This is a genomic window from Microbacterium sp. AB, from assembly GCF_032878875.1.
Taxonomy (GTDB): Bacteria; Actinomycetota; Actinomycetes; order Actinomycetales; family Microbacteriaceae; genus Microbacterium; species Microbacterium betulae.
On record NZ_CP118157.1, the window covers coordinates 2,118,976 to 2,145,275 of the forward strand.

26 protein-coding genes are annotated in these 26,300 nt (G+C 70.8%); 9 read left to right on the forward strand and 17 right to left on the reverse strand.

The features are described from left to right. The first annotated feature begins 39 nt into the window (after positions 1-39). Complete coding sequence (locus N8K70_RS10050; protein WP_317138207.1) at positions 40-609, forward strand: TetR family transcriptional regulator; 570 nt, start codon at positions 40-42, stop codon at positions 607-609. Here N8K70_RS10050 and N8K70_RS10055 read toward each other — a convergent pair. From N8K70_RS10055 to sufB, 7 genes are all read right to left on the reverse strand, one after another. Beyond that, on the reverse strand, positions 606-2,018 hold the full coding sequence (locus N8K70_RS10055; RefSeq protein ID WP_317138208.1) for an MFS transporter: 1,413 nt from the start codon (positions 2,016-2,018) through the stop codon (positions 606-608). The two genes, N8K70_RS10050 and N8K70_RS10055, sit on opposite strands and share 4 nt — an antisense overlap. After that, complete coding sequence (locus N8K70_RS10060; protein WP_317138209.1) at positions 2,015-3,169, reverse strand: MalY/PatB family protein; 1,155 nt, start codon at positions 3,167-3,169, stop codon at positions 2,015-2,017. Before N8K70_RS10060 ends, N8K70_RS10055 begins: the two co-directional genes overlap by 4 nt. 99 nt (positions 3,170-3,268) lie before the next feature. After that, complete coding sequence (locus tag N8K70_RS10065; RefSeq protein WP_317138210.1) at positions 3,269-3,598, reverse strand: metal-sulfur cluster assembly factor; 330 nt, start codon at positions 3,596-3,598, stop codon at positions 3,269-3,271. A gap of 9 nt (positions 3,599-3,607) precedes the next feature. After that, the gene (sufC, locus tag N8K70_RS10070) at positions 3,608-4,378 is read right to left on the reverse strand and encodes a Fe-S cluster assembly ATPase SufC (RefSeq protein WP_317138211.1); all 771 of its coding nucleotides are present in this window, start codon (positions 4,376-4,378) and stop codon (positions 3,608-3,610) included. A 1-nt stretch (position 4,379) separates the two neighbouring features. Beyond that, positions 4,380-4,706, reverse strand: a complete 327-nt coding sequence (locus N8K70_RS10075) for a non-heme iron oxygenase ferredoxin subunit (RefSeq protein ID WP_317138212.1) — start codon at positions 4,704-4,706, stop codon at positions 4,380-4,382. Beyond that, positions 4,703-5,914 (reverse strand): Fe-S cluster assembly protein SufD, encoded by a 1,212-nt coding sequence (gene sufD / locus N8K70_RS10080; RefSeq protein ID WP_317138213.1) that lies wholly within the window; start codon positions 5,912-5,914, stop codon positions 4,703-4,705. The genes N8K70_RS10075 and sufD overlap by 4 nt, the downstream gene beginning before the upstream one ends. Then, positions 5,915-7,333, reverse strand: a complete 1,419-nt coding sequence (gene sufB / locus N8K70_RS10085) for a Fe-S cluster assembly protein SufB (RefSeq protein ID WP_317138214.1) — start codon at positions 7,331-7,333, stop codon at positions 5,915-5,917. It abuts the gene before it with no gap. A gap of 233 nt (positions 7,334-7,566) precedes the next feature. On the opposite strand from sufB, the gene N8K70_RS10090 reads away from it, so the two are divergent. Continuing rightward, positions 7,567-8,541, forward strand: a complete 975-nt coding sequence (locus N8K70_RS10090) for a COX15/CtaA family protein (RefSeq protein WP_394357777.1) — start codon at positions 7,567-7,569, stop codon at positions 8,539-8,541. A 6-nt stretch (positions 8,542-8,547) separates the two neighbouring features. Here N8K70_RS10090 and N8K70_RS10095 read toward each other — a convergent pair whose 3' ends face one another. Further along, a complete protein-coding gene (locus N8K70_RS10095) occupies positions 8,548-9,066 on the reverse strand; it encodes a YbhB/YbcL family Raf kinase inhibitor-like protein (RefSeq protein WP_317138215.1) in 519 nt (172 codons plus the stop codon). A gap of 144 nt (positions 9,067-9,210) precedes the next feature. Here N8K70_RS10095 and N8K70_RS10100 point away from each other — a divergent pair, with 144 nt between their 5' ends. Next, positions 9,211-9,651: a hypothetical protein gene (locus tag N8K70_RS10100; RefSeq protein WP_317138216.1), complete on the forward strand. Its 441-nt coding sequence runs from the start codon at positions 9,211-9,213 to the stop codon at positions 9,649-9,651. Positions 9,652-9,757: 106 nt separating this feature from the next. Here N8K70_RS10100 and N8K70_RS10105 read toward each other — a convergent pair whose 3' ends face one another. Beyond that, positions 9,758-11,263, reverse strand: coding sequence for an MFS transporter (locus N8K70_RS10105; protein ID WP_317138217.1), 1,506 nt, complete (start codon positions 11,261-11,263; stop codon positions 9,758-9,760). 38 nt (positions 11,264-11,301) lie between these two features. Continuing rightward, on the reverse strand, positions 11,302-12,234 hold the full coding sequence (locus tag N8K70_RS10110; protein ID WP_317138218.1) for a heme o synthase: 933 nt from the start codon (positions 12,232-12,234) through the stop codon (positions 11,302-11,304). A gap of 220 nt (positions 12,235-12,454) precedes the next feature. On the opposite strand from N8K70_RS10110, the gene tkt reads away from it, so the two are divergent. The 6 genes from tkt to pgl are packed head-to-tail and all read left to right on the forward strand — an operon-like array spanning position 12,455 to position 20,531. Continuing rightward, positions 12,455-14,551, forward strand: a complete 2,097-nt coding sequence (gene tkt, locus N8K70_RS10115) for a transketolase (RefSeq protein WP_317138219.1) — start codon at positions 12,455-12,457, stop codon at positions 14,549-14,551. Then, positions 14,548-15,654 (forward strand): transaldolase, encoded by a 1,107-nt coding sequence (tal, locus tag N8K70_RS10120; RefSeq protein WP_317138220.1) that lies wholly within the window; start codon positions 14,548-14,550, stop codon positions 15,652-15,654. The genes tkt and tal overlap by 4 nt, the downstream gene beginning before the upstream one ends. Continuing rightward, on the forward strand, positions 15,651-17,249 hold the full coding sequence (locus tag N8K70_RS10125) for a glucose-6-phosphate isomerase (RefSeq protein ID WP_317138221.1): 1,599 nt from the start codon (positions 15,651-15,653) through the stop codon (positions 17,247-17,249). Before tal ends, N8K70_RS10125 begins: the two co-directional genes overlap by 4 nt. Before the next feature lie 23 nt (positions 17,250-17,272). Continuing rightward, positions 17,273-18,820, forward strand: a complete 1,548-nt coding sequence (zwf, locus tag N8K70_RS10130; RefSeq protein ID WP_317138222.1) for a glucose-6-phosphate dehydrogenase — start codon at positions 17,273-17,275, stop codon at positions 18,818-18,820. Further along, positions 18,817-19,761 carry a glucose-6-phosphate dehydrogenase assembly protein OpcA gene (locus N8K70_RS10135; RefSeq protein WP_317138223.1) on the forward strand — a complete coding sequence of 315 codons (945 nt, stop codon included), beginning with the start codon at positions 18,817-18,819 and terminating at the stop codon, positions 19,759-19,761. Before zwf ends, N8K70_RS10135 begins: the two co-directional genes overlap by 4 nt. Then, complete coding sequence (gene pgl / locus N8K70_RS10140) at positions 19,758-20,531, forward strand: 6-phosphogluconolactonase (protein WP_317138224.1); 774 nt, start codon at positions 19,758-19,760, stop codon at positions 20,529-20,531. The genes N8K70_RS10135 and pgl overlap by 4 nt, the downstream gene beginning before the upstream one ends. Positions 20,532-20,593: 62 nt before the next feature. Here pgl and N8K70_RS10145 read toward each other — a convergent pair whose 3' ends face one another. The 7 genes from N8K70_RS10145 to whiA all read right to left on the reverse strand — a co-directional run bounded on the left by N8K70_RS10145 (position 20,594) and on the right by whiA (position 26,264). Beyond that, positions 20,594-20,947, reverse strand: a complete 354-nt coding sequence (locus N8K70_RS10145; protein WP_317138225.1) for an RNA polymerase-binding protein RbpA — start codon at positions 20,945-20,947, stop codon at positions 20,594-20,596. Further along, entirely contained in the window at positions 20,947-21,195 is a 249-nt protein-coding gene (gene secG, locus N8K70_RS10150) for a preprotein translocase subunit SecG (protein WP_317138226.1), read from the reverse strand. Before secG ends, N8K70_RS10145 begins: the two co-directional genes overlap by 1 nt. Before the next feature lie 103 nt (positions 21,196-21,298). Next, a complete protein-coding gene (tpiA, locus tag N8K70_RS10155) occupies positions 21,299-22,090 on the reverse strand; it encodes a triose-phosphate isomerase (protein ID WP_317138227.1) in 792 nt (263 codons plus the stop codon). Continuing rightward, the gene (locus N8K70_RS10160) at positions 22,081-23,295 is read right to left on the reverse strand and encodes a phosphoglycerate kinase (protein ID WP_317138228.1); all 1,215 of its coding nucleotides are present in this window, start codon (positions 23,293-23,295) and stop codon (positions 22,081-22,083) included. The genes tpiA and N8K70_RS10160 overlap by 10 nt, the downstream gene beginning before the upstream one ends. Before the next feature lie 85 nt (positions 23,296-23,380). After that, a complete protein-coding gene (gap, locus tag N8K70_RS10165; RefSeq protein ID WP_317138229.1) occupies positions 23,381-24,385 on the reverse strand; it encodes a type I glyceraldehyde-3-phosphate dehydrogenase in 1,005 nt (334 codons plus the stop codon). 99 nt (positions 24,386-24,484) lie between these two features. Then, complete coding sequence (locus N8K70_RS10170) at positions 24,485-25,111, reverse strand: superoxide dismutase (RefSeq protein WP_317138230.1); 627 nt, start codon at positions 25,109-25,111, stop codon at positions 24,485-24,487. Between the two features lie 178 nt (positions 25,112-25,289). Further along, on the reverse strand, positions 25,290-26,264 hold the full coding sequence (gene whiA / locus N8K70_RS10175) for a DNA-binding protein WhiA (protein ID WP_317138231.1): 975 nt from the start codon (positions 26,262-26,264) through the stop codon (positions 25,290-25,292). Between the last annotated feature and the right edge of the window lie 36 nt (positions 26,265-26,300).

The window sequence follows — 26,300 nt, forward strand, 5'->3', positions numbered from 1 at the left end:
ACGATGTTCACCTGAACGGCGTTCAGTATAGTCGTGTCCATGGCCGAGATCTCCGCGGGGCGTCACGATCGCGCCGGGATCGTCGACGTCGCGCTGCGCATCCTCGACGCGCACGGACTGGCCGACCTGACGATGCGGCGTCTCGCGACCGAGCTCGACGTGCGCGCGAGCGCGCTGTACTGGCATTTCGAGAGCAAGCAGGTCCTGCTCGCCGCCGTGGCGGACCGGATCGTCGCCGAGGCCGCCGCCGCAGACGACGCCGAGCCCGTGGTCGTCGCCACCGCCCTGCGCGACGCGCTCCTCGCCCATCGCGACGGCGCGGAAGTCGTGCTCAGCACGCAGGCGCTCGCTCTCGGAGAGGACGCGCCCCGACGGCGTATCGCCGCGTCCCTCGTCGCCGCGCTCGACCCGGACGATGCCGAGCAGGCCGCGACGATCGTCCTGCAGTTCGTCCTCGGCCACGCGTCGCTCGTCCAGCAGCGCATCCAGGCGGCGTCCCTGGGGGTGATCGAGCAGGATCCGGCCACGGCGACGGCCGACGCCGACGCCGACTTCCGGCGCGGGATCCGCATCATCCTCGCCGGGCTCCCGGGCCCGGCCTCCGCCTAGCGGCTCTCCGTCTCGCGCGCGTGCCCGAGCCGCAGCCCCGGCACGATCGCCAGCAGCGCGAGCAGCAGGCCGATGCCGAAGACGACCGCGAACCGGGCGTCCGATCCCTCCAGTGCGGTGAACGCGAGCCCCATCACGGCCATCGCCGCCGAGGCGCCGATCGAATCGCTGATCTGGAGCGCGGACGAGTTGAACCCCTGGTCGCGCGCCGACGAGTACGCGATCGTGAGCACGGTGAGCCGCGGGTACACGATCCCCATCCCGAGCCCGGCGAATCCCCAGAACACGATGGGGACCCACGCCGGCAGGCCGAGCGCCGCCGTGAGCAGGCACGCGACGAGCGCGACCGAGAGCAGCGACGCGCCGGTCAGCGCGATGCGGCGGTTGCCGATGCGATCCCCGAGGCGCCCGGAGACGTCGGCGCTCACCGCCCAGGTGAGCGCCGCGAGCGTGAGGCCCGCGCCCGCGAGCGTCGGGGAGAACCCGAACCGCGCGATGAGGAGGTACGGCACGTAGATCTCGGCGCCGAACAGGGCGCCCGCGACGAGCCCGCGCATCGCCACGACGCTGGGGAGGCCCCGTCCGAGACGCAGCGTCCGCACGGGCAGGAGCGGCAGGATCGCCGCGGCGACGACGACGAGGGCGCCGACGGCGACGATCCAGCCGAGCGCGCCGTCCAGCTCTCCCGCGAGGCTCAGTCCGAGCGCCGCGGCCGCGACGACCACCGCCAGGATCAGGCGTCTCCCGACGCCTCCGACGCGAGGCTCACGCGACGAGCGGCCGAGTCCCCTCAGCCGCGGCGCGATCATCGCGAACGCGACGAGCGTGAGGAACGCGACGCCGGCGAACACCCAGCGCCAGTGCAGATGCTCGGCGACGGCGCCCGCGAGCACCGGACCCACGAGCGACGGGACGATCCACGCGGCCGAGAACGCCGCCATGACGCGTCCCTGCAGATGCGCGGGGAACACGCGGGCCACGACGACGTAGAGCGCCACCACCTGGCCGCCCGATCCGAGCCCCATGACGAGACGACCCGCGACGAGCATCGGCATGTCGACGGCGAGCGCGTCGACGGCGAGCCCCGCCACGAAGAACGCCGCGGCCGTGTACAGCGGTCCCGTCGGACCCGTCCTGTCGCTCCACGCTCCGGCCGCGACCATCCCGATGACGGACGTGGCGAAGGTGCCGGAGAACGCGACCGCGTAGAGCGCCTGCCCGTCCAGATCGGCGGCGACGACGGGCATGACCGTCGTCACGGCGAGGGACTGGAGAGCGGCCAGGAAGATCAGCGCGACGGCGCCGACGGTCGTGAGGAGATACGGACGACGCCAGATCGTCGTCGCCTCCGCCGGGGAGTGCGGGATCGGGACGGATCCGGAGAGCCCGCGCGGATCGGTGCCGGTCATCGGCCGACGAGCGCGCCGATGCGGCTCACCGCGAGCTCCAGGATCTCCGGCCCCGTGCCGTAGTTGATGCGCGCGAAGCCGAGTCCCTCCTCCCCGAACGACCGACCGGGATTGAGCGCGACCTTCGCCTCCTTGAGGATGCGGCGCGCCGGGTCGTCGCCCCAGCCGAGCGCCGAGAAGTCGATCCATCCGAGGAACCCGGCGTCCCCGGGCACGTAACGGGCGCCCGGCACGTGCTCCTCGAGCAGCTCGACGAGGAGGCGGCGGTTGAGGTCGAGCCGCGCGACGAGGGAGTCGAGCCACTCGTCGCTGCGCTCGTACGCCTCGATGCCGGCGATGATGCCGAACAGGCCCGTGCGCCACTCGACCTCCATCGGGATGCGGCGGACGACGCGCGTCGTCTCGGGGGACGCCGTCACGAAATGGGCGCACTTGAGGCCCGCGAGGTTGAAGGACTTGCTCGCACTCGTCACGACGACACCGACATCGGCGGCTGCCGGGCTCGCGTCGAGGAACGGGGTGAAGACGACCCCCGGCATCGTCAGCGGTGCATGGATCTCGTCGCTGATGACCCATACGCCGTGGCGCCGGGCGATCTCGGCGAGCGCCGCGAGGCTCTCCCGACTGTGCACCGTGCCGGTCGGATTGTGGGGGTTGCAGAGCAGGATAGCCCTGGCCCCCGCCGCGAACGCGGCGTCGATGCCGTCGAGGTCGAGCTCCCATCCCCCATCGGTGCGCGCCAGGGGAACCCGGACGGCGTCGGTGTGGGACTCGTCGTGCACGTCGAAGAACGGCGGGTAGACGGGAGGCGTGACGATCACCCCCTCCCCGGGCTGCGCGACGGCGCGGATGAGCTCCGCCATGCCCATCATGACGTCGCACGTCGTGCGGACGCGAGCGGGGTCGACGTCCCAGCCGAAACGGCGCCGGGCGAAGGAGGCGAACGCCTCGGGGTACGGGGTCCGCGGCGGGACATATCCCGTGTCGCCGCGGTCCACGGCCGCCCGCAGCGCCCGCGTGATCGCGGGCGCCGGCGCGAAGTCCGTCTCCGCGACGAACATCGGCAGGACGTCTTCGGGGTACTTCGCCCACTTCGTGCTCGTCCGGGTCCGGAGCTGGTCGAGCGGGAGCGCATCGAGGGGCGTCGTCACCCTTCGAGCCTAGCCACGCGCCGCTTCGACCCGCCGCTCCGACGACGCGGACGGAAACACAGACGGCCCGGGGCCGGAGCCCCGGGCCGTCCCGGTCGGTCAGATCGCGAAGCCGAGCGCGCGCATCATGTCGCGCCCGTCGTCGGTGATCCTCTCGGGTCCCCACGGCGGCATCCACACCCAGTTGATCCGGAAGCGGTCGACGACGCCGTCGAGCGCCTGCGCGGTCTGCTCCTCCAGCACGTCGGTGAGCGGGCAGCCGGCGCTCGTGAGCGTCATGTGGATGACGAGCGCGTCGTTCTCGTCGTCCCAGGCGAGATCGTAGATGAGGCCGAGATCGACGACGTTGACCCCGAGCTCGGGGTCCATGACGTCTTTGAGCGCCTCGGTGACGTCGTCGTACTTCTCGGGGGTGAGAGTCGCGGTCATGCCGTGAGCCTACGCCTCGATCGGGTCGCCAGGGGCGAGGAACCGGTCGTAGCCCTCGTTCTCGAGGCGCTCGGCGAGCTCGGGGCCGCCCTCCTCCGCGATCTGTCCCTTGACCATGACGTGCACGTGGTCGGGCCTGATGTAGCGGAGGATGCGCGTGTAGTGCGTGATGAGCAGCACGCCCAGGCCCGTGTTCTCCTTCGCCCGGTTGACGCCCTCCGACACGATCTTGAGCGCGTCGACGTCGAGGCCCGAGTCGGTCTCGTCGAGGATGGCGAGCTTCGGCTTGAGCAGCTCGAGCTGGAGGATCTCGTGGCGCTTCTTCTCGCCGCCCGAGAACCCCTCGTTGACATTGCGCTGGGCGAACCGATCGTCCATGCGCAGGTTCTTCATCCCCGCCTTGACCTCCTTGGTCCAGGTGCGGATGGCCGGGGCCTCGCCGTCGATCGCGGTCTTGGCCGTGCGCAGGAAGTTCGTCACCGTCACGCCGGGGATCTCGACGGGGTACTGCATCGCGAGGAAGAGCCCGGCGCGGGCGCGCTCGTCGACAGACATCGCGAGGACGTCCTCGCCGTCGAGCGTGATGGTGCCGCTCGTGACGTCGTACTTGGGGTGGCCCGCGATGGTCGACGCGAGGGTCGACTTGCCCGAGCCGTTCGGGCCCATGATGGCGTGGGTCTCGCCTGTGCGAACGGTGAGGTTGACGCCGTTGAGGATGGGCGTCGTACCCTCATCGGTCTCGACCTTCACATGGAGGTCGCGGATCTCGAGGACTGCCATTTCAGATTTCCTTCTTCACATTCGGGTCGATGAGCACGTCGTCGCCGTCGATCTCGACGACGTATACCGGGACGGGCTCGTAAGCGGGGAGGTTGAGGGGCTCGCCGGTGCGCAGCGAGAAGGCCGAGCCGTGAGCCCAGCACTCGAGGGTGTCGCCTTCCACGAAGCCCTCCGACAGCGAGATGTCGCCGTGCGTGCAGACGTCGCCGATCGCGTGCACCTCGTCGTTCGCGTCGCGGACGACCGCGATCGGCACGCCGTCCACGACGACGCGCAGAGCGGCGTCCTGCTCGAGCTCGCTCAGCGCGCACACGCGGGAGGCGGTCATGCCGCGGCTCCGGCGGCGAGCTCCTCCTCGATCGCCGCGACGAGCTCGTCCTGCAGCTCCTGGACGTCGATCTTCTGCGCGATCTCGTTGAGGAAGCCGAGGACGACGAGCCGGCGGGCCTGAGCCTCGCTGATGCCGCGCGCCTGGAGGTAGAAGAGCTGCTCGTCGTCGAAACGACCCGTCGCCGACGCATGGCCGGCGCCCTTGATGTCACCCGTCTGGATCTCGAGGTTCGGGATCGAGTCGGCGCGTGCGCCGCTCGTGAGGACGAGGTTGCGGTTCGCCTCGTACGAGTCGGTGCCCGTCGCGCCGGAGCCGATGAGCACGTCGCCGACCCACACGGCCCGTGCGGTGACGCCCTGCAGCGCGGTCTTGTAGAGGACGTCGCCGGTCGTCTCGGGTCCCTTGTGGAAGAGGTAGACCTGGCTCTCGAGGTGCTGGCCGTCGTCGGCGAACGCGAGGCCGTAGACCTCACCGGTGGCGCCAGCTCCCGAGAGCTCGACGTTCGGGTTGACGCGCACGACGCCGCCGCCGAAGCTCACGACGACGTGGCGGAGCGTCGCGTCCCGGTCGACGCGTGCCTGGTGCGCCGCGGCGTGCACGGCCGTGTCGTCCCACTGCTGAACGGTCACGACGGTGAGGTGCGCGCCGTCGCGGACGAGGATCTCGACGTTCTGGGCGTACTGGACGGCGCCCGTGTGCCGCAGGACGACCGTCGCCTTCGACTGTTCGAGCGCCTCGACGACGATGTGGGCGTCTGCACGGCGGTCGGGGCCCTGGCCCTCGATCGTCAGCACGATCGGCTCCGCCACCTCCTCCCCGCGCGGCACGCGGATGTGGAGCGCCTCGGCGGAGCCCTGCCATGCCACCGCCGCGGGAAGGTCCTCGGGCTCGAAGAACTCCCCGCGCGGGGCGGTGCCGGCGACCAGAGGCGCGGCGGCGTACCGCTCGCCCGACGCGAAGGCGTACGTCGCGCCGTCGCCGCTCCCCGCGACCGCGAACAGCGGCGCGATGCGGTCGAGGGGCGTGTGCTTCCAGTTCACCTCGCGGCCCGTGGGCGCGCCGAAGTCGCCGGGCTCGTAGGAGCGCTGGCGCTCCGACCGCGTCTGCACGGGGACGACCGCACCGTCGCGGAGCGCTGCGGCAGGGTCGACGTGAGCGTGCGAATCCCGCGCCGGGACGTCCGGCGCCTGCGTCGAGGTCGTCATCTAGCCGACCGATCCTTCCATGCCCATCTCGATGAGCTTGTTGAGCTCGAGCGCGTACTCCATCGGCAGCTCCCGCGCGATCGGCTCGATGAAGCCGCGCACGATCATGGCCATCGCCTCGTCCTCCGGAAGGCCGCGGCTCATGAGGTAGAAGAGCTGCTCCTCGCTGACCTTCGACACGGTCGCCTCGTGGCCGAGCTGCACGTCGTCGACGCGGATGTCGATCGCGGGGTACGTGTCGCTGCGCGAGATGGTGTCGACGAGGAGCGCGTCGCAACGCACCGTGTTGGCGGAGTGGTGCGCGTTCGCGTCCACGCGGACCTCGCCGCGGTAGCCGGCACGGCCGCCGCCGCGGGCGATCGACTTCGACACGATCGACGATTGCGTGTACGGCGCCATGTGGATCATCTTCGCGCCGGCGTCCTGGTGCTGGCCGGGGCCCGCGAACGCGACGGAGAGGGTCTCGCCCTTGGCGTGCTCTCCCATGAGGAAGATCGACGGGTACTTCATCGTCACCTTGGAGCCGATGTTGCCGTCGATCCACTCCATCGTCGCCCCCTCGTGCGCGATCGCGCGCTTGGTGACGAGGTTGTAGACGTTGTTCGACCAGTTCTGGATCGTCGTGTAGCGCACGCGCGCGTTCTTCTTGACGATGATCTCGACGACCGCCGAGTGCAGGGAGTCGCTCTTGTAGATCGGCGCCGTGCAGCCCTCGATGTAGTGGACGTACGAGTCCTCGTCCGCGATGATCAGGGTGCGCTCGAACTGCCCCATGTTCTCGGTGTTGATGCGGAAGTAGGCCTGCAGCGGGATCTCCACGTGCACGCCCTTCGGCACGTAGACGAACGACCCGCCCGACCACACGGCGGTGTTGAGCGCCGCGAACTTGTTGTCGCCCGCGGGGATCACGGTGCCGAAGTACTCCTCGAAGAACTCCGGGTGCTCGCGCAGCGCCGTGTCGGTGTCCATGAAGATGACGCCCTGCGCCTCCAGGTCCTCGCGGATCTGGTGGTACACCACCTCCGACTCGTACTGGGCGGCCACGCCCGCCACGAGACGCTGCCGCTCGGCCTCGGGGATGCCGAGCCGCTCGTAGGTGTTCTTGATGTCCTCGGGGAGGTCTTCCCAGGTCTGCGCCTGCTTCTCCGTCGAGCGGACGAAGTACTTGATGTTGTCGAAGTCGATGTCGCTGAGATCCGCACCCCAGGTCGGCATCGGCTTCCGCCCGAAGAGCTGAAGGCCCTTGAGGCGGTTCTTGAGCATCCATTCAGGCTCGTCCTTGAGAGCCGAGATGTCGCGGACGACGGCCTCGTTGAGGCCGCGGCGCGCGCTCGTGCCGGCGGCGTCGGCGTCGTGCCATCCGAACTCGTACACCCCCAGCCCTTCGAGTTCCGGGCGGTCGATCAGCACATCAGACATGACGCTTCACACTCTCCTCGGGGGTCGCTCTGCGGTGTCGTCCGCCCCGGCTGCTCGGAGCGGAGCTGCCGTCGTGGGGACCCGGCTTCCGGCGCGTATTCGCGCGCCTACACTGTTAGTGGATGTGATGAGCGCGTGCGCCCGCATCCTCAGTCATCCCGATTCTACAGGTTCCGCCCCGTCCGGCGCCGTTTGCGCAGGACGTACAGGCGAACCGCAGGAGGCGCCCCTTCATGCCCGCCGATACCGACGTCGCCGCTCCCCCGAGACCCCTCGATTCGGTGCGGAGGCTCGCCCGACGCGCCTGGCGCCCCGTCCACGACCGGCTTCCCGTGCGCGTCACGGGTTATGTGCGTGCCATGGCCTGGATCAGCCTCGCCGTGCAGATCGGGATCGTCGGGACGGGAGGTCTCGTCCGTCTCACGGGCTCGGGGCTCGGCTGCCCCACCTGGCCGCGCTGCACGGACGACTCCTTCGTCGCCGTGCCCGAGATGGGCATCCACGGCGTCATCGAGTTCGGCAACCGGATGCTGACCTTCGTGCTCGTCGCCGTCGCCGTCCTGATGTTCCTCGCCGTCCTCAGGATGCGCCGGGAGCGCCGCGACCTCTTCTGGCTGTCCTTCTCCGTGGCGATGTACGTGCCCGTGCAGGCGGTCCTCGGCGGGATCACGGTTCTCACCCACCTCAACCCCTATGTCGTCGGGCTGCACTACCTGGCCTCGGTCCCGCTCGTCGGGCTCGCGGCGGCGCTCGTGTACCGCGTCTACGCGACGCCCGGGCCCCGGGTGCGGGCCGTGCCCGGATGGTACGCTGGCGTGGCGCACCTCATGACCCTCGCCATGCTCGTGACGGTGGTGGCCGGGATCCTCACGACGGGAGCCGGCCCGCACGCGGGCGACTCCGGAGCCGCGCGCAACGGCCTCGATCCCGAGCTCATGCAGCACCTGCACTCGTGGCCCGCCTACGCGCTGTTCGCGCTCACGCTCGTCCTCGTGATCGGCGGCTGGAGACTCCGCACCCGGATGTGGGCGCTGCTGCTCCTGCTCGTCGAGGCCGTGCAGATCGTCATCGGCATCTGGCAGGCGCGCACGCACGTCGAGCACATCTGGATGGTGAACGTGCACATGGTGCTCGCGGTGGTGCTCGTCGCGGCAGCCGTCGCCGTCGTCCTCCACCTGAAGCGGCCGGCGGCCGAAGCGGCCGTCTGAGAGTGGTCAGTCGTTCGTGGCCGTGGCGACGAGGACGCCGCGAGCGAGCGCGTGGAAGTGCCGCTGGAAGCCGAGGACGGCCGGCGTCGCGTCGGGCGCGATGTCCAGGTGATCCACGTCCAGCGCGTCGACGACGAAGAAGTAGCGGTGCACGCCCGTGCCGGGAGGCGGTGCCGCTCCGACGTAGCCGCGCAGGCCCGCGTCGTTCCGGAGGGTGGTTCCGGGAGCCGCCTCCGCCGCTCCCGCCGCGAGCGACGTCACGTCGACGGGGATGTCGTGGACGGCCCAGTGCCAGTAGCCCGACGCCGTGGGGGCGTCCGGGTCGAAGCACGACACCGCGAACGATCTCGTGTCGTCCGGGACGCCCGACCAGCTCAGCTGCGGAGAGGTGTCGGAGCCGCCGCCGCCGGCTCCCCACTGCGCGCGCGGCAGCGGACGTCCATCCGCGATGTCGGCGCTCGTCAGCGTGAGCGGTGCGAAGCCGCGCAGCGTCGCGAGCTCGGCGTACGGATCGTATGCGAACACGGGGATCCTTCCGGTCGGAGACGTCGTCAGCCTAGCGCGCGGTGCGCCATGTTCACAGGCCACGCACAGCAGACGCATCGCCTGCGCCGGGAGAGGCCGACGAGGGTGGACGGGCGCCGAGATCCGGCGCGCCTGAGGAGGAACATGTCCAGCCAGAACCGTCTCACCCGCAGCGTCCCGTACTGGGCGCTCGTCATCGTGTCCGTGCTCACGCTCGCGGGCGGCGTCGCCCTCGCGGTGCCGCGCATCGGGACGATGGAGGAGATGCTGCTCGCCGGAACCGCCACGGGCGTGGAGGTGTACGTCGGCCAGGCGTGGATCACGCTCGCCGCCGGCCTCGTGGGCGCGGGAGCCGTCGGCGTCCTCCTCGCCCTCGCCCTCGCCGCGGCGAAGGCGCTCGTTCCCGTGCGCCCCGCGATCGTCGAGACGATCGACTGGGAGGCGGAGGGCGAGGAGGACGCCGATCCGTCCGACCCCGTCGTCGAGACGGAGCCGGAGCCCGTCGTGGAGGCCGAGCCGGCGAGCGTCCCGCAGCGCGAGGACGCCGAGGCCGAGCCCCGCGTGGCCCCGCCCGCGTCCCGCTGACCGCGGCGCTCGCGAGAGCGCATGAGAGGCCGAACGGCTGCCGGATCGCACGCGATCCGGCAGCCGTTCGTCGACCGGGCGGCGCCTCGGGGCGCTCGCTCCCGGTTCACCGCGTGCGCGCAGCTTTCGCCGCGTCGCGGCGGGGAGCCCGACGACGGCCGCCGAGGTCGAGGAGCGCGAGCGCGAGCGCGGCGGCGCCGAAGAGCGCGACGGCGATCAGGCCCGTCGCATAGGCGTCGTGATAGACCTCGAGCGCCGGCTTCTCCCCCTCCTCGCGGAAGATCGTGGCGTAGAACAACGACAGTCCCACGGCTGTGCCGATCGCCGTGCCGATGCGCTGGCCGAGCTGGCCGATCGCGCCCGCGACGCCGCCCTGCGACGGCGGGACGTCTGCGAGCGTGAGCGTCTGGTTGGGCGAGATGACCATCCCGCCGCCCAGCCCGCCGACGACCATGACCCCCGCCATCGCCCAGGGCGTGGCCTCCGCCGGCACGAGGACCGCGGTCGCCGCGAGGGCGATCACGGTGACGAGCACGAGGACCAGGCCGAGCACCACGACGGGGCGCCCGAACCGGCCCACGAGCCGGCCGCCGTACCACGACGACACGGCGCTCGCGAGCGCGAAGCCGATCGACACCATCCCGGCGTGCAATGCCGAGATGCCCAGCCCCGTCTGCAGGAAGAGGGTCGTCAGCAGGAAGAGGGCGGGGAAGGCGGCGAAGTACGCCGCCACGAGAAGCGTGCCGTTGCGGAAGGACGGGACGCGGAAGAGACGGAGGGTCACGAGCGGGGCCGCTCCCCGGCGCTCATAGCGTCGCTCCCACAGGACGAACGCCGCGCCGAAGAGCACGAAGGCCAGAAGCGTCCACCACCGTTCCGGCGGATCGTCCGCGGAGCCCGTCGTGAACAGGAACGGCGTCATGAGGCCGACGATCGCGCCCGCGAACAGCAGCACCCCGACCGGATCGAGAGACAGGCGCTCACCCGTCGGACGGCTCAGATCCGGCAGCAGCCAGAGCACGAGGCCGATCGCGACGGCGAAGAGCGGCACGTTCATCCAGAAGATCCAGCGCCATCCGTCCGTCTCGCCGCCGACGGCGATGAGCAGCCCGCCGATGGTCGGGCCGAAGGCGGTCGACAGCCCGATCATGGCGCCGAACAGCCCGAAGGCCTTGCCGCGCTCCTCGCCGGGGAACAGCTGCTGGATCGTGCCCATCACCTGCGGCATGAGCGTGCCGGCCGCGACGCCCTGGAGAAGACGCCCGGCGAGGAGGACCCAGACGTTCCCCGCGAGAGCGCACGCCGCGCTCGCCACGATGAAGAGCGCGAGGCCGATGACGAGCAGGGTGCGCCGCGAACGCTGATCGCCCAGGCGCCCGAGCGGGACGAGCACGAGCCCGAACGCCAGGATGTATCCCGAGACGACGAGCTGGAGCTCCGTCGACCCCGCCCCGAAGGCCGCCTCGATCGACGGCAGCGCGACGTTGACCTTCGTGATGTCGAGGATCGTGAGGCCCGAGACGCTCACGCAGACCCAGAAGGCCTGCCACTTGCGCCGATCGGTGATCGGGATGGACCTGGTCGCGGGCTGCGGTGCGGAGGAGTTCGACATCGAGGCCTACGCTAGCCCCCCGCGACCCCTTCCTCCGCTCAGAACGGCAGGAGCGGGTCGACGGCGACGGCGAGGAAGACGAGCGTGAGGTACGTGATCGACGCGTGGAAGACGCGCATCGGGCGCGTGCTGCGGTCGCCGCCCTGCTCGAGCACCGTCTTGTTGTAGAGACGATGCGACTCGTAGACGAACCATCCCCCGAACACCACGGCGGAGACGGAGTAGACGAGGCCCATGCCCGCGACGGGGATGAGCAGCAGGGAGCAGGCCACGGTCGCCCACGCGTAGAGGATGATCTGGAGGCCCACTTGCGAGCCGGGGCGCGTCGCGCCGAGCATCGGCACGTCGGTGTTCTCGTAGTCGTCCGCGTACTTGATCGACAGCGGCCAGTAGTGCGGCGGCGTCCACAGGAAGACGAGGGCGAAGAGGATGAAGGCCGGCCAGGAGAGGGAGTCCGTCACGGCGGCCCATCCGATGAGCACGGGGAAGCACCCGGCGATGCCCCCCCACACGATGTTCTGCTCGGTGCGGCGCTTCAGGACGATCGTGTAGATGACGACGTAGAAGAAGATGGCGAACGCCGACAGGAACGCCGTGAGCGGGTTCGTCGTCACGAGGAACCACGCCGTCGAGACGATCGCGAGCATCCAGGCGAAGATCAGCGCGTTGCGCGGAGAGATCTCGCCGGTCACGATGGGCCGCTTCGCCGTGCGTGCCATGTGGGCGTCGATGTCGCGGTCGATGTACATGTTGAACGCCGCCGCGGACCCGGCGCTGAGCGATCCCCCGATCACCGTCGCGAGGATGAGCAGCGGATCGGGAATGCCGTTCGCGGCGAGGATCATGACCGGCACGGTCGACACGAGCAGGAGCTCGAGGACGCGGGGCTTGGTCAGCGCGACGTACGCCTTGATCTTCCGACCGAGCCGCCGACGGCCGGTCCGATCGGCTTCGACGATCGTCGTGGACATGCGCGCACGTCTCCCCTCGGCTGGCACGGACATCTGTGATTCTAGGACATCGATCGTCGCGGCCGCGCACCGCCGCGGCGCCTCCCCCGCCGGAGCGGTGCGCCGGCCACGCGACTATGCTGGTTCCGATACGCGTTCCCGAGCACCGCCCGCCCGCCCGCCACCGCGGGTGCCGCGGAAGATCGCCGGGCGCACAAGCCCCACCACGAAAGGCGGTCCCGTGTCGGAACTGCGTTGGGATGAGATCGATCGGCGCGCTGTGGACACGGCCCGCCTGCTGGCCGCGGATGCCGTGGAGAAGGTCGGCAACGGCCATCCGGGCACCGCGATGAGCCTCGCGCCCGCGGCTTACCTCCTCTACCAGCGGGTGCTGCGCCACGATCCGTCCGACACCCTGTGGCCCGGTCGCGACCGGTTCATCCTCTCCGCCGGCCACTCGTCGCTGACGCAGTACGTGCAGCTGTACCTGGGCGGCTTCGGGCTCGAGCTCGACGACCTCCAGAAGCTGCGCACGTGGGGCTCGCTCACCCCCGGCCACCCGGAGTACGGTCACACGAAGGGCGTGGAGATGACGACCGGCCCGCTCGGTCAGGGTCTGGCGTCGTCCGTGGGATTCGCCTACGCGGCCCGCTACGAGCGCGGTCTGTTCGACCCCGAGGCGCCTGCGGGAGAGAGCCCCTTCGACCACTTCGTGTACGTGATCGCCAGCGACGGCGACCTGCAGGAGGGCGTCACGAGCGAGGCGGGGTCGCTCGCCGGCCACCAGCAGCTCGGCAACCTCATCGCGATCTACGACTCCAACCAGATCTCGATCGAGGACGACACGAACGTCGCCTTCACCGAGGACGTCGCCGCGCGCTACGAGGCCTACGGATGGCAGGTCCAGGTCGTCGACTGGAAGAAGACCGGCGAGTACGTCGAGGACGTCGCGGAGCTCTTCGCCGCGATCGAGGCCGCGCAGGCGGAGACCTCGAAGCCCTCGCTCATCGTCCTCAGGACGATCATCGGCTACCCCGCGCCGGGCAAGCAGAACACGGGCAAGATCCACGGCTCCAAGCTCGGCGGCGACGAGCTCGCCGCCACGAAGAAGGCCCTCGGCTTCGACCCGGAGGAGCACTTCGCCGTCGCCGACGACGTGATCGCGCACACCCGCGCCCTCGGGGAGCGCGCCGCCGCCGCGCATGCCGAGTGGCAGAGGTCGTTCGACGCGTGGGCCGCGGCGAACCCCGAGCGCAAGGCGCTGTGGGACCGGCTGCAGACCGGCGAGCTGCCCGAGGGCATCGCCGACGCCCTCCCCGTCTTCGAGCCGGGCAAGGAGGTCTCGACCCGCGCCGCCTCGGGCCAGGTCATCAACGCCCTCGCCGCGAAGCTCCCCGAGCTGTGGGGCGGATCGGCCGACCTCGCCGAGTCGAACCTCACGACCATCACGGACGCGGCGTCGTTCATCCCCGCCCAGTGGTCGACCGACGAGTGGTCCGGCAATCCCTACGGTCGGGTGCTGCACTTCGGCATCCGCGAGCACGCGGCGGCGGCGATCGTCAACGGCATCGTGTTGCACGGGCCGACGCGCGCGTTCGCCGGCACGTTCCTCATCTTCAGCGACTACCAGCGCCCCTCGCTGCGTCTCGCCGCGCTGCAGGAGATCCCGTCGATCTTCGTGTGGACGCACGACTCCGTCGCGCTCGGCGAGGACGGGCCGACGCACCAGCCGATCGAGCAGCTCGCGACGCTGCGCGCCATCCCGAACTTCACCGTCGTGCGTCCCGCCGACGCGAACGAGACGGCCGTCGCATGGCTGGAGCTCCTCAAGCGCCGGGGCGGCCCTGCCGGGCTCGCGCTCACGCGTCAGAACATCCCGGTGTTCGAGCGCGGCGACGGCGAGGCGTCCGGCGACGTGCTCGCGTCGGCCGCGAACGCCGCGAAGGGCGCGTACGTCCTCGCGGAGGCGCCGAGCGGCACCCCGGACATCATCCTCATCGCCACGGGCTCCGAGGTCCAGGTGGCCGTCGAGGCCCGCGAGAAGCTGGCCGAGGAGGGCGTGAACGCCCGGGTCGTCTCGGCTCCGTCGCTCGAGTGGTTCGCGGAGCAGAGCGAGGAGTACCGCGAGAGCGTGCTCCCCGCGGCCGTCACGGCGCGCGTCTCGGTCGAGGCCGGACTCGCGCTCACATGGCACGGCATCGTCGGCGACAGGGGCCGGTCGATCTCGATCGAGCACTTCGGCGCCTCGGCGGACTACCAGACCCTGTTCGAGAAGTTCGGTATCACGACGGAAGCCGTCGTCGCGGCCGCGCGCGAGACCCTCAAGGAGAACGCATGACCTCCCCCACCTCTGCCCTGTCCGCCGCGGGCGTGAGCATCTGGCTCGACGACCTGTCGCGCTCGCGCATCACGTCGGGCAACCTGAAGGACCTCATCGCGAACCGCGACGTCGTGGGCGTCACGACGAACCCCACGATCTTCGCCGGCGCCCTCTCGAACGGCGAGTCGTACGCGGAGCAGGTCGCCGTGCTCGCGCAGGCGGGCGCCACGGTCGACGAGGCGATCTTCGCGATCACCACCGACGACGTGCGCGACGCCGCCGACGTCTTCCGCGGCGTGTACGACGCGACGGACGGCGTCGACGGCCGGGTGTCGATCGAGGTCTCCCCCGACCTCGCGCACGACACCGAGGCGACGATCGCGCAGGCGAAGGACCTCTGGTCGCGCGTGGACCGCCCGAACGCGCTCATCAAGATCCCCGCGACGAAGGCGGGCCTGCCCGCCATCACCGAGGTGATCGGCGCCGGGATCAGCGTCAACGTGACGCTCATCTTCAGCCTCGAGCGCTACGCCGACGTCATCGACGCGTACCTCGCCGGCCTGGAGAAGGCGAAGGCCGCAGGGCACGACCTCGCGGGGATCCACTCGGTCGCCTCGTTCTTCGTGTCGCGCGTGGACACCGAGGTCGACAAGCGCCTGAAGGCGATCGGCACCGACGAGGCGCTCGCGCTCACGGCGAGGGCGGGCGTGGCCAACGCGCGCCTGGCCTACGAGCTGTTCGAGCGGAAGTTCGCCGAGGAGGGCGCGAAGGCGCTCGTCGCCGCCGGCGCCCACGTGCAGCGCCCGCTGTGGGCGTCGACGGGCGTCAAGGACCCGGCGCTCCCCGACACGCTGTACGTCACCGAGCTCGTCGCCCCCGGCACCGTCAACACCATGCCCGAGAAGACGCTCGAGGCGACGTTCGATCACGGGGCCGTCACCGGTGACACCGTCACCGGCGCCTACGGCGACGCGCACGGCGTCTTCGACGCCCTGACCGCCGTCGGAGTCGATTTCGCCGACGTCACCCAGGTGCTCGAGGACGAGGGCGTGGAGAAGTTCGTCGCGTCCTGGCACGAGCTGCAGGAGACCGTCCAGACCGCCCTGGAGTCCGCCCAGTGACATTCGCCATCCGCGTGTCCGGCGCGGCGAAGACGGCCGTCGACGAGACCGTCCCCGGTCTCGTCGCGGACCTCGTCGCGTCGGGCATCACGGGCGCCGACCCCACGCTCTGGGGCCCGGCGGCGGAGGAGGAGTCGGCGAAGCGGCTCGGATGGGTGCAGGCGGTCTCGATCTCGCGCCCCCTCGTCCCCGACATCCTCGCGCTGCGCGAAGAGCTCACGGGACGAGGGGTGGACCGCATCGTGCTCGCGGGCATGGGCGGCTCCTCGCTCGCGCCCGAGGTCATCGCCCGGACCGCGGGAGTCGAGCTGACCATCCTCGACTCCACGTCGCCCGGCGAGGTGCTCGCGGCCCTCGACGGCGGCCTCGAGCGCACGGCCCTGGTCGTGTCGTCGAAGTCCGGCTCGACGATCGAGACCGACTCGCAGCGTCGTGCCTTCGAGGCGGCGTTCCGCGACCTCGGCATCGACCCCGCCGAGCGCATCGTCGTGGTCACCGATCCCGGCTCGCCCCTCGAGGAGACCGCTCGCGCCGCCGGATACCGCGTCTTCCGCGCCGACGAGAGCGTGGGGGGACGCTATTCCGCGCTCACCGCCTTCGGCCTCGTGCCGTCGGGACTCGCCGGCGCGGACATCGCCGAGCTGCTCGACGAGGCGGAGGCCGTCCTCCTCGAGGTCGCCATCGACTCGGCGTCCAATCCCGCGCTCGTCCTCGGTGCGGCCATCGCGGCGACCTCACCCCGCAAGGACAAGCTGGGCCTCGTCGACGACGGCACGCACATCGTGGGCCTGCCCGGCTGGATCGAGCAGCTCGTCGCGGAGTCCACCGGCAAGGACGGCACGGGCATCCTCCCCGTCGTGCTCCTGCCCGTGTCCCCCGAGGCGGAACGCGCTCCCGCCGATCTGCAGCTCGTGCGCCTCGTCGCGGACGTGGACGACCCTCCCCGTCACGGCGACGGCGAGGTGCTCGTGAGCGGGACGCTCGGCGCGCAGCTCGTGGTGTGGGAGTACGCGGTCGCCGTGGCCGGCCGGCTGCTGGGCATCAACCCGTTCGATCAGCCCGACGTCGAGTCGGCCAAGGCCGCGGCCCGCGGCCTGCTCGACGAGCGCCCCGAGCCGTCGGCCCCGGCGTTCGTCCTCGACGGGGTCGAGGTCCGCGTGTCCGATCCCGCGCTCGCGGCGTCCGGCACGATCGCCGGAGTCCTCGACGCCCTCTGGGCGCGCGTTCCGGAGGACGGCTACGTGTCGATCCAGGCGTACGTCGACCGGCTGCAGGTGCCGCAGCTCGACGGGCTCCGCGAGATGGTCGCCGCCGACTCGGGTCGCCCGACGACGTTCGGATGGGGGCCGCGGTTCCTGCACTCGACAGGCCAGTACCACAAGGGCGGTCCCGCGCACGGCGTCTTCCTGCAGATCACCGAGCGCACGCCCGTGGACCTGGAGATCCCCGGACGCCCCTTCACCTTCGGTCAGCTCATCGAGGCCCAGGCGGCCGGCGACGCGAACGTGCTGGCCGAGCACGGCCGGCCCGTCGTGACGCTCACCCTCACCGACCCGCAGACCGAGGTTCTCTCGCTGTTCGAAGCTGCCCAGTAGGGCGAAGAGGAGTTCCCCTTTCCATGACCGTCACCATCTCGCGCGGCGTGAATCCGTTGCGCGATCCCGATGACCGTCGCCTCAGCCGGATCGCCGGGCCCAGCGCCCTGGTCATCTTCGGCGTGACGGGCGACCTGTCGCGCAAGAAGCTCATGCCCGCCGTGTACGACCTCGCCAACCGCGGCCTGCTCCCTCCGGGCTTCGCGCTCGTGGGCTTCGCGCGACGCGAGTGGGACGACGAGGACTTCGCCAACATCGTGCGGGACGCGGTGAAGCAGCATGCGCGCACCGAGTTCCGCGAGGAGACGTGGGAGCAGCTCGTCCAGGGGATCCGTTTCGTCCAGGGGCAGTTCGACGATCCCGCCGCGTTCCGGCGGCTCCGCGAGACGGTCGACGCCCTCGACGTGGACCGCGGCACGATGGGCAACCACGCGTTCTACCTGTCGATCCCACCGAAGTCGTTCCCCGTCGTCGCTCAGCAGCTGCTGGAGTCGGGCCTCGTCGACGACAAGCCGGACGACACCCGCTGGCGGCGCGTGGTCATCGAGAAGCCCTTCGGCCACGACCTCGAGTCGGCCCGGGAGCTGAACGACGCCCTGGAGGCGGCGTTCCCCGCGGACTCGATCTTCCGCATCGACCACTACCTCGGCAAGGAGACGGTCCAGAACATCCTCGCCCTGCGGTTCGCCAACGAGCTGTACGAGCCGATCTGGAACCGCAACTACGTCGACCACGTGCAGATCACGATGGCGGAGGACATCGGCGTGAGCGGTCGCGCCGGATACTACGACGGCGTCGGCGCCGCGCGCGACGTCATCCAGAACCACCTCCTCCAGCTGCTCGCCCTCACCGCGATGGAGGAGCCCCTCAGCCTGTCGGCCGAGCACCTGCGCGCCGAGAAGGAGAAGGTGCTCGCCGCCGTCACCCTCCCCGACGATCTCGCTACCGCCACCGCGCGCGGCCAGTACGCGGGCGGCTGGCAGGGCGGCAAGCAGGTCACGGGATTCCTCGACGAGGACGGGATGAGCCCCGACTCGCGCACCGAGACGTACGCCGCCATCAAGCTCGAGATCAACACGCGCCGCTGGGCCGGCGTGCCCTTCTACGTGCGGACGGGCAAGCGCCTCGGACGCCGTGTGACGGAGATCGCGGTCGTGTTCAAGCGCACCCCGGAGCACCTGTTCTCCCGCGGCGAGACGAGCGAGCTCGGACAGAACGCGCTCGTCATCCGCGTCCAGCCCGACGAAGGCGTGACGTTGCGCTTCGGATCGAAGGTCCCCGGCACCGGCACCCACGTCCGCGACGTGACGATGGACTTCGGCTACGGGCACGCCTTCACCGAGGCGAGCCCCGAGGCGTACGAGCGCCTCATCCTCGACGTCCTCCTCGGCGACCCTCCGCTGTTCCCCCGGCAGGAGGAGGTCGAACAGTCCTGGCGCATCCTCGACCCCGTCGAGGAGTACTGGGCGACGCTCGACGAGCCCGTCGAGCAGTACGACTCCGGCTCCTGGGGGCCGGCATCCGCCGACGCCCTCCTCGCCCGCGACGGCCGCGTCTGGAGGCGCCCGTGATCATCGATCTGCCCGACACCAGCGTCAGCGAGATCGCCCGCAAGCTCGTCTCGGTCCGCGAAGAGGGCGGCGCCGTCGCCCTCGGCCGCGTCCTGACACTCGTGATCAAGTCGAAGCACACCCTCGACGAGGCCGTCGTCGACGCCGCCAACGACGCCTCCCGCGAGCACCCGATGCGCGTCATCGTGCTCGTCACCGACTCACCCGGCCCGGCGCGGCTCGACGCCGAGATCCGCGTGGGCGGCGACGCCGGCGCGAGCGAGGTCGTCGTCCTCCGGGCCCACGGCCCCGCGGCGAGCAACGAGGAGACCCTCATCACCGGCCTTCTCCTGCCGGATGCCCCCGTCGTGGTCTGGTGGCCGAAGGAGCCGCCGTCGCGCCCCGGCAAAGACCCCCTCGGCCGCATCGCCCAGCGCCGCATCACCGACACCTCCACGGCGCCCTACGCCCCCGACCGCTTCACGCAGCTGGGGCTCGTCTACACACCCGGCGACACGGATCTCGCCTGGACACGCCTCACCCGCTGGCGCGAGCAGCTCGCCGCCGTCCTCGACCAGCCCCCGTACGAGCCCGTCACGGCCGTCGAGGTGCGCGGCGCGTCCACATCGCCCTCCACGGCGCTGCTCGCCGCGTGGCTGGGACTCGCACTGGACGTCCCCGTCGACTGGCGTTACGAGACGCCCGAGACCTGGGACCACGGCATCCGCTCGGTCGTCCTCAGGAGGGCGTCCGGCGACATCGTCCTGGAACGCACGAGCGAGTCGCACGCGAAGCTCACCCAGCCGGGACAGCCCGACCACATCCTCCTCCTCCCCCGACGGTCACTGCGCGAGTGCATCGCCGAGGAGCTCCGCCGCCTCGACCCCGACCTGCTCTACGGCCGCATCCTCACCGATGCCTGGGAACGCCTCGGCCCGCCCTCGGAGGACGAGTCCCGATGACCGCGGCAGACACCCGCGTCGTCGTCCAGCCCGACAAGGCGGCACTCGGGGAGAACGTCGCCAACCGCTTCGTCGGCCTGCTCGCTCAGCTCACGCAGCAGAGCCGCCCCGTGCACGTCTCGCTCACGGGCGGATCGATGGGCGTCGCCGTGCTCGGAGCGACCGCCGGGCACGCCTGGCGCGACAACATCGACTGGTCCCTCGTGCACTTCTGGTGGAGCGACGAGCGGTTCGTGCCGCGCGCGGACCCCGAGCGCAACGCGGGCCAGGCGCGGACGGCGCTGCTCGCGCAGCTGGACGTGCCCGCGGAGAACGTCCATGAGCCCGCCGCGTCGGATGACGGGGTCACCCTCGACGCCGCCGCCGCCGCGTACGCGGCGGAGCTCGCGCGCTTCGCGCAGTCGGACGACAGGCCCTATCCGGCCTTCGACGTCTGCTTCCTGGGCGTGGGGCCCGACGGTCACGTCGCCTCGCTCTTCCCCGATCGCGGCGAGGTGCTCGTGACGGACGGCACGGTGCTCGCGGTCCGCGACTCGCCGAAGCCGCCGCCGGAGCGCGTGACCTTCACCCGGCCGGTGATCAACGGCTCCGCCCGGGTGTGGATGGTGCTCGCCGGCGCCGACAAGGCGTCCGCGCTCGGTCTCGTCATGGCCGGGGCGAGCTACTCGTCCGTGCCCGCCGCGGGCGCGTACGGCACGGAGCAGACGCTCGTCTTCACGGATGCGGCGGCAGCCGCCGAGGTGCCAGAGGACCTCATCGATCCCGACTGACCCGGGTCGCGACGCAGGAGGGCCCCGGCACGATGTCCCGGGGCCCTCCTGTCTGTCGCGTGCTATTGACCGCGGCGCTCGCGCACCTTCTGCAGCGCCTCGCCGAGGAGCTCCTCCGCCTCCTCGTCGGTGCGGCGCTCCTTCACGTAGGCCAGGTGCGTCTTGTACGGCTCGTTCCGGGACATCTCCGGCGGGTTGTCCTTGTCGCGCCCCGCGGGCAGCCCCGAATGGGGGTGGTCGATCATGTCGGGGATCTCGTCCTCGGCGACATCGGCGGCGTAGTGGCGCACCGTCTCGTTGCCGAGCGCATCCCAATAGGAGACGGCGAGACGGTCGGCCTGATGCCCGTGGTCCTGCTCGCCCATGGGCCCGGAGCCGACGCGGGTTCCGCGGATCGCGTTGCCTCCGACGGCCATCAGATGACCTGGAACTTCGTGATGAGGCCGAGGCCGACGATCGCGAGGAACCAGACCAGTGCGAGGACGATCGTGAGGTAGTTGAGATTGCGCTCGGCGAGGCCCGACGACCCGACCGCCTGCGACATCCCGCCGCCGAACATGTCGGACAGGCCGCCGCCGCGTCCCTTGTGCAACAGGATGAGCAGCGTCAGCAGGAGGCTGGTGATCCCCAGGAGCACCTGGAGGACGAACTCGAGAACTTCCACGGAGAGCCTTTCGTGAGTGCGGGAGAGGAGGGCCCCGCACAGGAGTTCATTATACGGCGGACGGCATGCGGCCCGGACGCGAGCGCGTCCGGGCCGTCACGCGTCAGACGCCGACGTGCTTCTGGAAGCGGATGATCGCGGCGAACTCGTCGACCTTGAGGCTCGCACCTCCGACGAGGGCGCCGTCGACATCGGGCTCGCGCATGAAGCTGGCGATGTTCGACGACTTCACCGACCCGCCGTACAGCACCCGCGTCTTCGCCGCCGTGTCGGCGCCGAGCGTCGCCGCGACCACCTCGCGGAGCTTCGCGGCGACCTCCTGAGCCTGCTGCGGGGTCGCGGCCTGGCCCGAGCCGATCGCCCAGACGGGCTCGTAGGCGACGACGACGTCGGCGCCGGCCGGCACGTCCGCCAGCGCCTTCTCGAGCTGCCCCACGGGCACGGCGCTCGCACCGTGCTTCTCGAGGTCCTCGCTCGTCTCGCCCACGCAGATCACCGGGACGAGACCGTGTCGCAGCGCCGCCTGCACCTTCGCGGCGACGACCTCATCCGTCTCGGCGTGGTACTCACGACGCTCGGAGTGCCCGATGATGACCTGCGCCACGTTCAGCCTCTTGAGGAACGCGCCGGAGATCTCGCCCGTGTAGGCGCCGTCGTCGTGAGTGGAGAGGTCCTGCGCGCCGAGCAGGAAGGGGATCTTGTCGGCGTCGAGCAGCGTCTGCACGCTGCGCAGGTCGGTGAACGGCGGGAACACCGCGACGTCCACGCTGCCCTCCTCGTGCCCCGCATCCTTGAGCGCCCAGTGCAGCTTCTGCACGAGCGCGACCGCCTGCAGGTGGTCGAGGTTCAGCTTCCAGTTGCCCGCGATCAGCGGGGTTCGTGCGTTCACGCCCATCCGAGCACCTCCAGGCCGGGGAGTTTCTTGCCCTCGAGGAACTCGAGGCTGGCGCCGCCGCCGGTCGAGATGTGACCGAAGGCGGAGTCGGCGAAGCCGAGCTGGCGAACGGCGGCGGCCGAATCGCCGCCACCGACGACGCTCAGCCCGTCGACCTCTGTGAGCGCCTGCGCGATCGCCTTCGTGCCCGCGGCGAAGGGCGCGAGCTCGAACACGCCCATGGGGCCGTTCCAGAAGACGGTCTTGGACGCACGGATCGCGGCGGCGAAGGCGGCCGCCGTCTCGGGCCCGATGTCGAGACCGAGCCCGGATGCGCCGAACGGCGTCTCCTCGATCGCGTCGGCGGACGTCACGACATGCTCCGCGTCGGCGCCGAAGGCCGAGGCCACCACGACGTCGGTCGGCAGGATGAGCTCGACGCCCTTCTCCTTCGCCGCCTCGATGTAGCCCTTGGCCGTCTCGATCTGATCCGCCTCGAGCAGGCTCGCGGCCACCTTGTGCCCCTGGGCGGCGAGGAAGGTGAAGAGCATGCCGCCGCCGATCAGGATGCGGTCGACGCGCGGCAGGAGGTGGTCGATGACGCCCAGCTTGTCGGAGACCTTCGAGCCGCCGAGCACGACCGTGTAGGGCCGTACGGGGTTCTCCGTCAGCGTGTCGAGCACGTCGAGCTCGGCCGCGATGAGGAGGCCGGCAGCGCTCGGAAGCAGCTTCGCGAGGTCGTAGACGCTCGCCTGCTTGCGGTGCACGACGCCGAAGCCGTCGGAGACGAGCACGTCGCCCAGCTCCGCCAGGCTGGCGGCGAAGGACCGGCGCTCGGCGTCGTCCTTCGCGGTCTCCCCCGCGTTGAAGCGCAGGTTCTCCAGCACCGCGAGCTGCCCGTCCTCGAGCGCGTCGGCGGTCTCGTGCGCCGAGTCACCCACGGTGTCGGAGGCGAAGGCGACGGGCCTGCCGAGCAGCTCGGAGAGACGGCCGGCGACCGGCTTCAGGCTGTACTGGGGATCGGGCTCGCCCTTGGGGCGGCCCAGGTGCGACACCGCGACGACGCGTGCGCCCGCGTCGAGCAGGGCGTTCAGCGTCGGAAGCGACGCGCGGAGGCGGCCGTCATCCGTGATGACGCCGTCTTTCAGGGGGACGTTGAAGTCGCATCGGATGATGACGCGCTTCCCGGCCAGAGGGCCGAGGGTATCAAGTGTTCGCAGAGACATCTTTTCTCAATCTACCGGCGGAAGCCCGCCGGCACGGGTGGAGACCACCACACGCCGACGGGCTTCCAAGGAACGTTTCGTCGGATCAGAGCTTCGAGGCGACGAGCTCGGTGAGGTCCACGAGGCGGTTCGAGTAGCCCCACTCGTTGTCGTACCAGGCCGACAGCTTGACCTGGGTGCCGTTCACGCGGAGCAGACCCGAGTCGAAGATCGACGAGTGCGGGTCGTGGGTGATGTCGCTCGAGACGATCTCGTCCTCGGTGTACTTGAGGATGCCCTTGAGCGGACCCTCTGCGGCCTCCTTGTAGGCGGCGTTGATCTCGTCGATCGTCAGCTCGCGCTCGGTCTCCACCGTGAGGTCGGTGATCGAACCGGTGGGAACGGGCACGCGCAGCGCGAACCCGTCGAGCTTGCCCTTGAGCTCCGGCAGCACGAGGCCGATGGCCTTCGCGGCGCCCGTCGAGGTCGGGACGATGTTCAGCGCGGCGGCTCGGGCGCGACGCAGGTCGGAGTGCGGGCCGTCCTGCAGGTTCTGGTCGGCGGTGTACGCGTGCACCGTCGTCATGAGGCCGCGGACGATGCCGAAGGTGTCGTTGAACACCTTGGCCAGGGGTGCGAGGCAGTTCGTGGTGCACGAGGCGTTCGAGATGATGTGGTGGTTCTCGGGGTCGTACAGGTGCTCGTTGGCACCGATGACGAAGGTCGCGTCCTCGCCCTTGGCCGGAGCCGAGATGAGGACCTTCTTCGCGCCGCCCTCGATGTGCTTGCGGGCGTCGTCGGCCTTGGTGAAGCGACCGGTCGACTCGATGACGATGTCGACGCCCAGCTCGCCCCACGGGAGGGCGGCGGGGTCGCGCTCCGCCAGCGCGGCGATCTTGCGACCGCCGACCGTGATCGACGACTCGTCGTACGTGACGTCCTCGTCGAGGACGCCGAGGATCGAGTCGTACTTCAGCAGGTGGGCGAGGGTCTTGTTGTCCGTGAGGTCGTTGACCGCCACGATCTCGAGGTCTGCGCCCTGCGCGAGAGCCGCGCGGAGGTAGTTGCGGCCGATGCGACCGAAGCCGTTGATTCCGATCCGAACAGACACTTGGTCTTCTCCTGAGATTCGATTGCGCGCCCGCACAGGCGCTGTCGGGTGACGACCGTCCGCAGCGGGCTCGCACCCCGCCGCGGACGATCCTGTCACCTACGACGCTACCAGGAGACCGGAGGTCTTCTCGCGGGCGGTGGAGAATCGCTCCTGCACGTTCGCCCAGTTCACGATGTTCCAGAACGCCTTGACGTAGTCGGCGCGGACGTTCTTGTAGTCGAGGTAGTACGCGTGCTCCCAGACGTCGAGGAGCAGGAGCGGCACCGTGCCCGCCGCGAACTGCGACTGCTGGTCGAAGAACTGCTGGATGATGAGGTTCTCGCCGATCGAGTCCCAGAACAGACCGGCCCAGCCGGAGCCCTGGACGCCGAGCGCCGCCGCGGTGAACTGCGCCTGGAACTTGTCGAAGGAGCCGAAGTGGTCGGTCACGGCCGACTCGAGCTCGCCCGTGGGCTTGTCGCCGCCGTCCGGCGAGAGGTTCGTCCACCAGATGGAGTGGTTCGTGTGACCGCCGAGGTTGAACGCGAGGTCCTTCTCGAGCTTGTTGATGGTGCCGAAATCACCCGACTCGCGGGCAGCGGCGAGCTGCTCGAGCGCCGTGTTGGCACCCGCGACGTAGGTCGCGTGATGCTTGTCGTGGTGCAGCTCGGTGATCGTCGCACTGATGTGCGGCTCGAGGGCTGCGTAGTCGTACGGGAGCTCAGGGAGCGTGTACTTCGCCATGCGTCGTTCTTCCCATCTGTCGTGCGTCGCGACGCGACGCGTGTTGCGGGTCGTCCCCCCGCGTCGGCGAGAGGAGCTCTGGCGCAATCCTAACGACGCACGCCGGCCCGCGGGCGGGCGGGACGTCGTCTGCCGACACACACCCGGCCCGGCGACCGCCGGCCGTCCGCGGCCGCCGCTATTCCGCGCCGGCGGGCACCGCGGCCTGCGTGCCCGGCACGCCGTCCTGCTCCGCGCGCTTGTCGGCCATCGCGAGGAGCCGGCGGATGCGGCCGGCGACGGCGTCCTTGGTCAGCGGCGGGTCGGCGTAGTGGCCGAGCTCGTCGAGGCTCGCCTCACGATGGGCGAGGCGCAGGTCGCCCGCTTCGCGAAGGTGGTCGGGGACGTCGTCGCCGAGGATCTCCAGCGCGCGCTCGACGCGCGCGCAGGCCGCCACGGCCGCCTGGGCGGACCGGCGGAGGTTCGCGTCGTCGAAGTTCACGAGCCGGTTGACGCCCGCGCGCACCTCGCGGCGCTGACGCATCTGGTCCCAGTCGGCCGCGACCCTCACGGCGCCGATCGCCTGGAGCATGCCGCGGATGCCGTCGGCCTCGCGGATGACGACGCGCGGGACGCCGCGCACGTCGCGCGCCTTGGCGGAGATGCCGATGCGGCCCGCCGCGCCGACGATGGCCATGCCCGCCTCGTTCGTGGGGCACACGATGTCGAGCGACGCGGACCGGCCGGGCTCGGAGAGGCTGCCCGCTCCGAGGAAGGCGCCGCGCCAGATCGCCGCGAGATCGTCGCGCGTCCCGGTGGTGAGCCGGTTCGGCAGCCCGCGCACGGGCCGGCGGCGCTGGTCGAGCAGGCCCGTCTGACGGGCCAGCGTCTCGCCGCCGTCCACGACGCGCACGGCGAAGTGCTCCCCGTCGCGAGACCCGGAGCCCTGGATGTGCGCGATCTCGGGGCGCACGCCGTAGATCTCGGCGATGTCGCGCGCGACGCGACGGGCGAGGTGCGGCGAGTCGAGCTCCGCCTCGACGGCGACCCGCCCCGCGATGGAGTGCAGACCGCCGGAGAACCGCAGCAGCGCCGTCGTCTCGGCGATCCGAACCGAAGGACGAGGGTCCCTGACGGTGATCAGCTCTGCCTTGACATCGGCGGTCAGTGACACGGATTTCCCCACTCTCGAAAACGGCGACTCGCCTCT

Excerpts from the sequence above, each read along its gene's own strand:
- tal (WP_317138220.1), top strand. The coding sequence starts at position 14,548 with ATGACCTCCCCCACCTCTGCCCTGTCCGCCGCGGGCGTGAGCATCTGG.
- pgl (WP_317138224.1), top strand. The coding sequence starts at position 19,758 with ATGACCGCGGCAGACACCCGCGTCGTCGTCCAGCCCGACAAGGCGGCA.
- N8K70_RS10105 (WP_317138217.1), bottom strand. The coding sequence starts at position 11,263 with ATGTCGAACTCCTCCGCACCGCAGCCCGCGACCAGGTCCATCCCGATC.
- sufD (WP_317138213.1), bottom strand. The coding sequence starts at position 5,914 with ATGACGACCTCGACGCAGGCGCCGGACGTCCCGGCGCGGGATTCGCAC.
- N8K70_RS10075 (WP_317138212.1), bottom strand. The coding sequence starts at position 4,706 with ATGACCGCCTCCCGCGTGTGCGCGCTGAGCGAGCTCGAGCAGGACGCC.
- N8K70_RS10050 (WP_317138207.1), top strand. The coding sequence starts at position 40 with ATGGCCGAGATCTCCGCGGGGCGTCACGATCGCGCCGGGATCGTCGAC.
- N8K70_RS10090 (WP_394357777.1), top strand. The coding sequence starts at position 7,567 with ATGCCCGCCGATACCGACGTCGCCGCTCCCCCGAGACCCCTCGATTCG.
- N8K70_RS10160 (WP_317138228.1), bottom strand. The coding sequence starts at position 23,295 with ATGTCTCTGCGAACACTTGATACCCTCGGCCCTCTGGCCGGGAAGCGC.
- N8K70_RS10145 (WP_317138225.1), bottom strand. The coding sequence starts at position 20,947 with ATGGCCGTCGGAGGCAACGCGATCCGCGGAACCCGCGTCGGCTCCGGG.
- sufB (WP_317138214.1), bottom strand. The coding sequence starts at position 7,333 with ATGTCTGATGTGCTGATCGACCGCCCGGAACTCGAAGGGCTGGGGGTG.
- sufC (WP_317138211.1), bottom strand. The coding sequence starts at position 4,378 with ATGGCAGTCCTCGAGATCCGCGACCTCCATGTGAAGGTCGAGACCGAT.
- N8K70_RS10110 (WP_317138218.1), bottom strand. The coding sequence starts at position 12,234 with ATGTCCACGACGATCGTCGAAGCCGATCGGACCGGCCGTCGGCGGCTC.
- N8K70_RS10100 (WP_317138216.1), top strand. The coding sequence starts at position 9,211 with ATGTCCAGCCAGAACCGTCTCACCCGCAGCGTCCCGTACTGGGCGCTC.
- N8K70_RS10170 (WP_317138230.1), bottom strand. The coding sequence starts at position 25,111 with ATGGCGAAGTACACGCTCCCTGAGCTCCCGTACGACTACGCAGCCCTC.
- N8K70_RS10065 (WP_317138210.1), bottom strand. The coding sequence starts at position 3,598 with ATGACCGCGACTCTCACCCCCGAGAAGTACGACGACGTCACCGAGGCG.
- zwf (WP_317138222.1), top strand. The coding sequence starts at position 17,273 with ATGACCGTCACCATCTCGCGCGGCGTGAATCCGTTGCGCGATCCCGAT.
- N8K70_RS10055 (WP_317138208.1), bottom strand. The coding sequence starts at position 2,018 with ATGACCGGCACCGATCCGCGCGGGCTCTCCGGATCCGTCCCGATCCCG.
- tpiA (WP_317138227.1), bottom strand. The coding sequence starts at position 22,090 with ATGGGCGTGAACGCACGAACCCCGCTGATCGCGGGCAACTGGAAGCTG.